1 pseudogene is annotated in these 432 nt (G+C 66.4%); it reads left to right on the top strand.

The window, feature by feature from the left end:
• Positions 1–300, top strand: a pseudogene (locus AACY08_RS30055) (hypothetical protein); the annotation flags it as partial.
• Between the last annotated feature and the right edge of the window lie 132 nt (positions 301–432).

Raw genomic sequence — 432 nt, 5'->3', positions numbered from 1 at the left:
GCGCCTCCGCCCCTGACGCCCACGAACGCCCAGTGGATGTACGACGCGGCCGGGCGCGCCGTGATCCACATCAACTCACTGGATTGCCCACGCGCCTACGACAGGGACGTCACCGCGGGTCCCACCGGGGCCCTGCACCATGTGGCTCTGAACTGCAGCGGGTATGAGGACATGCTCTCGCGCCTGAAGGCGCACGGCGCAGCGCACCAGATCAACCATGTCACGGCGATCGGCCTGCGGCAGATCTTTACCGAGGATCCGAATGGGGTGCTGCTGGAGCTGAACTTCTTCAGCGACTGAGACCCAGGCGCACCCCACCCTGCTATAGGCTGTTGCGACGGGCGATGTCTCGGAGCACGCCGGCGCTCGGCTTGGCGGTGCGCCTGAAGGTGTCGCGATCGACCGCGTGCAGCCCAAAATGGTGGCGAAACC

The sequence above is a fragment of the Pseudomonas sp. EL_65y_Pfl1_R83 genome (assembly GCF_963970695.1).
Taxonomy (GTDB): domain Bacteria; phylum Pseudomonadota; class Gammaproteobacteria; order Pseudomonadales; family Pseudomonadaceae; genus Aquipseudomonas; species Aquipseudomonas tritici.
The sequence above is the reverse complement of the archived record's forward strand: the minus strand, read 5'-3'. Positions and strand labels throughout refer to the sequence as shown.